This is a genomic window from Bacteroidota bacterium, assembly GCA_030706565.1.
Lineage (GTDB): Bacteria > Bacteroidota > Bacteroidia > Bacteroidales > JAUZOH01 > JAUZOH01.
In genome coordinates, this window is sequence record JAUZOH010000298.1 from 1 (window position 1) to 4,759 (window position 4,759).

3 protein-coding genes are annotated in these 4,759 nt (G+C 39.3%); all 3 read left to right on the forward strand.

All coding sequences use genetic code 11. The features are described 5' to 3' along the window. On the forward strand, positions 1-1,248 hold a 1,248-nt coding region (locus tag Q8907_12890), incomplete at its 5' end, for a RagB/SusD family nutrient uptake outer membrane protein (GenBank protein MDP4275166.1). A gap of 41 nt (positions 1,249-1,289) precedes the next feature. Further along, positions 1,290-4,301 (forward strand): SusC/RagA family TonB-linked outer membrane protein, encoded by a 3,012-nt coding sequence (locus Q8907_12895; GenBank protein MDP4275167.1) that lies wholly within the window; start codon positions 1,290-1,292, stop codon positions 4,299-4,301. 51 nt (positions 4,302-4,352) lie between these two features. Further along, positions 4,353-4,759: RagB/SusD family nutrient uptake outer membrane protein (locus Q8907_12900; GenBank protein ID MDP4275168.1), on the forward strand; the 407-nt coding region annotated here is incomplete at its 3' end.

Consider the following 4,759-nt stretch of genomic DNA (forward strand, 5'->3'; position numbering starts at 1 on the left):
CCCCGGCTTAATTATAGGCAGACTGCTTTAAGGGCTGCCGCCGATTTCAGGGCTGCTGCTGATCTTTTGCCGGTTCATTGGGATAGCACCCAGGTTGGACAGGCAACCCTTGGAAATAATGGACAACGTATCAATAAGATGTTTGCTCTGGGTTACCTGGGTAAAGATTTGCTATATGCTGCAAGTCCTATGATGAATGAAGAATCTACCGGCAACGCAACTTATGATGCGGATCTCTGTAAGCAGGCTGCTGCTGCTTTTGCGGAAGCTTTAAAAATGAACGACAGGACACAGATTTACAGAATGCAGTCGTGGAATACCTGGACGGATAATTTTTGGGTGTGGTCCCCCAGTAATACCGTTATGTCCGGGGGTACAGAGGTGATCATGAATTGTACCGTATTCGATAATGGACGGGTACGGTGGTCAACGGTAGGTGCAACTTGCCCCACCCAGTTTGGGGGAAATTCAAGTACGGTTGAAGTACCTACTGCCAATTATATTAAAAATTATGCCATGGCTAACGGCCTTCCTATAGATGATCCTGCTTCCGGTTATAAACCTAATGACCCATGGACGGGCAGGGAACCCAGATTTTATAAGGATATTATTATTGATGGGGACAAAATGGTGAACAGCAGTGCTGCAAAAGATGATCAGTATGCCCAGCTTTTTACCGGTGGGCGTCATCGTAGTACTACCAATGGCAGTGTGACCGGTTTCTTTTATAAAAGGTATTCTCCAATCGGTTGCAATCAATGGGATAATAAATGGGGGGCTTTTCAAGCCTATGTTCCATTCCTGAGGTTGGCAGATATATACCTCATGTATTCTGAGGCTGTTCTGCAGGGTTATGGCTCCGCTTCTTCCAGCGACCCGGATTATCCGCTTACTGCTGAAGGTGCCCTGAATATTATCAGAAACCGTGCCCAGTTGCCTAATATTTCCGCAAACTATACGGCAACCAAAGAGGCTTTTATGGGTGAGCTTATTCGTGAACGTGCCGTAGAATTTGCCTTTGAAGGACAACGTTTCCAGGATCTGCGCCGTTGGAACCTGAATACTGAATTGAAATACAAGGAAAAAACTGCTGTGGATTTTGACCGTGACCCAGTTACCAAGAAGCCTATAAATATCAAAGAAAGAGTGGTTATTACAAGAGTAGCTGTGAAAAAACATAATTGGCTGCCTTTCCAAACGAAAGATGTCTCTTTGTATAAGGGCTTTTCACAAAATCCTGGATGGTAAGCCTGTAGGTCAAAATATTTTTAATATATAAATCTTAAGAAATGGAAAAAAGATATTTCAATATATTGATCATTATTCTGTCTTTGTTTTTTACACTTCCTTTGACAAAAACATTTGGTCAGAGTGATCAGAAAGAAAGCTATGTAAAAATCGAATCCAGGGTGACTGATGAAACAGGCAATCCTATTGCCGGTGCAAAGGTTTACGGAGATGAAGGTGCGATTTTAGCAAATACGGACGCTTCAGGAAAATTTGATATTATGGTCCCGGCTAAGACTGATATTATGATTGAAGCTGATGGTTATGAATCAAGAGTGTTTAAACAGGGCAAGCTTGAGAGCATAAAAGCATTTCAACTTCCTGTGTCAAAATTTATGTATGGCAAAAAAGATGAGGTAAATCTTGGCTTCCATAAAGTGAAGAAAGGGGATATCGTAGGGGCTGTATATGTTCTTGATCCTAATGAAATTGCTGAGTATGATAATAATCAGTCTGTTACTTCTGCTCTTACCGGAAGGGTTCCGGGATTGTTGGGCTCTTCAAATATCCGTGGAATTGGTGGCCCAATGTTTGTAATTGACGGTTTACCCCGCACTTCATCCGATATTTCGATGGCTGAAGTGGATCAGATTACCGTATTAAAAGATGTTAATTCATCCATGTTATACGGAAGCAGGGCTGTGAATGGGGTTGTTTTGATCACTACCAAAAGAGGCAAACCTTATCAACAAAATATTAAGGTAAATGGTTACTATGGCGTTTCTTTGCCAATTGAACTGCCTAAATATTTGTCATCCAGCCAATACATGCAACTTTATAATGAAGCCCGTTTAAATGATGGGCTTACCGCTCCGTATGACCTGACAACAATAGAAAATTATGCTACAGGGAACAAATACCGTTATCCCAATGTGGATTATTATTCATCAGAGTATTTGAATTCATATAAACCCTTTTTTAAGGCAAGCACTGAATTGTCAGGGGGTAATGATGTCGCTACCTACTATTCGAATATAGGCTGGGCTAAATCTGGCAGCCTGATTGATTTTGGAGAAGGTAAAAATGGCGGCGAAAACATTTTTAATGTCAGAGGCAATGTCGATCTTAATGTTAATAAATATGTGAAAACTTCAATTGATGCTGCTGCATATTTCGACAATACAAAAAGTCAGACCGGGGATTTCTGGGGAAATGCTTCTTCCTACAGGCCTAATTTATTTGCACCCCTGATTCCAATAGATATGGTTGTGCCGGGTAATGCTTTGGTTGATGCCCGTAAAACTGATGTCAGTGGGATATATCTTCTTGGAGGTACCTCAAGTTATCCGACAAATGCAATAGCTGAAGGTTATGCAGGAGGCAAAAATGCCACGATCCGGAGAACGTTTTCTTTCAACAACCGGGTTGATATAAACCTGGGTGATTTGGTAAAAGGCTTAAGTTTCCATACGAATTTCGGTTTCGACTTATACACCCGTTTTAATCAAAGTATTGATAATTCTTATTCCGTATATGAACCAACTTGGAGCACAACAGCCGATTCTGTCGTCAGTTTAAAACAATATGGCACTGATATACGTACCGGTTCTCAAAATGTGGGAAGCGCCTATTTCGAAAGAAGATTCTGTTTCTCCGGTGCCTTTAATTATGACAGGACTTTTAATGATGTTCATCATCTTTATGGCGTTTTATCCGGTTTTGGAAACCGTTATAAAGTGCAGGGAGATGAACAGGGACAGAAAGATTTTAATTTAGGAATCGATCTGACTTATGGCTTTAATCAAAAGTACCTGGTTAATTTCAGCGGTACCTATTTGAATTCCGTAAAATTACCCAATAATAAAAAATTGGATTTCTCACCTTCTCTTGGTTTAGCCTGGGTTGTTAGTTCTGAAGACTTCATGTCTTCATTGACTTTTATTAATTATTTGAAATTAAAGGCAACGGGTGGCATTCTTTGCAGCGATAACGGGATTGACGGTTATTATTATTATGATAACAAGTATGGAGGATCCGGAAGCTACAACTGGGACGAAGGAACTTATTCCAATTCCGGAATTATTTCTAACAATGGTGGGAATATGGATCTTGGGTATGAAAAAAGAAAAGAAATAAACTTTGGGTTAGAAGGTTTATTTTTCAATAAATTACTGGGTATTGATGCTAATGTGTTCAAGAGTCAGTATTACAACCAGATTACAAGGCCTTCTACCATTTATCCTAGTTTCTATTCTAACTTTATACCTTATAAGAATTTTGACAATAACCAGTATGAAGGTGCAGAATTGGGAATAACGATTAATAAGCATTTTGGAGATGTAAAGGTTACTCTTGGTGCAAATGCTTTGTATGCCACTTCTAAAATAATTAAGAGGGATGAAGTTTATGCAAATGATTATCAATACAGAAAAGGAAAATCAGTGGATTCACAATTTGCCCTGGTAACTGAAGGTTTTTTTGCCGATGATGCAGATATAGCCAATCATGCCCTTCAGGCTTACGGAACGGTAAAACCCGGCGATATCAAATATGTGGATCAGAATAAAGATGGCATTGTAAATTCGGATGACCAGGTAAAGGTTGGGCGTTCTCAATCACCTTATTCATTCGGACTGAATTTTACTGTAAATTATAAAGGTTTTACTTTATTTGCATTGGGATACGGACAATTTGGAGCTACTGCATTCAGAAATAGCAATTATTATTGGATTGACGGAGATGATAAATACTCTGAAACCGTTTTGGGCCGTTGGACTCCTGATACTAAGGCTACTGCAACCTTTCCAAGATTGAGTTCTCTTTCAAACCCCAATAACTTTCAGAATTCTACATTCTGGATATACAGAACCGATTATTTTAATATCCAGAGGGTTCAGTTAAGTTATGAGCTCCCTTCGTCAGTTGCCAAGATGGTATTCATGAAACACCTGAGTTGTTATGTTGATGCTTCGAATCCATACAGGTTTGCAAAATACAGGGAAGTAGAAAATCTAAATGTTGGTAGTGAACCTCAATACAGATCTTTTTCTGTAGGTATTAAAACAACATTTTAATAACTAAATACAATTTTAATCATGAGATTATTTAAGATATTTTCTTTATTAATGATTTTATCATTTGCATTTAGTTCGTGCAATGAGCTAATGGATCCTTTGAATGATAATCATAGTACTTTCAACAGAGTTTATAATGATCCCGCTTTTGCTGAAGGTTTATTGATCACTGCCTACACCAAGATTCCTACAAACGGGCTTACCTATAATGATGTGGCTACTGATGATGCCGTTTCCAATGTTAAGACGAATTCTTACCTGAGAATGGCCAACGGCCAATGGTCAGCCCTTTCAAATCCTGTCAATCAATGGGATAATTGTAATTCGGCCATTTTATACCTGAATCAGTTCCTTTCCATCGTGGATACGGTGACCTGGAAATGGTCGAGTGCAGAAATCAATACCCTGATGAAACAGCGCTTTACCGGAGAGGCTTATGCTTTAAGGGGCTTGTTTAA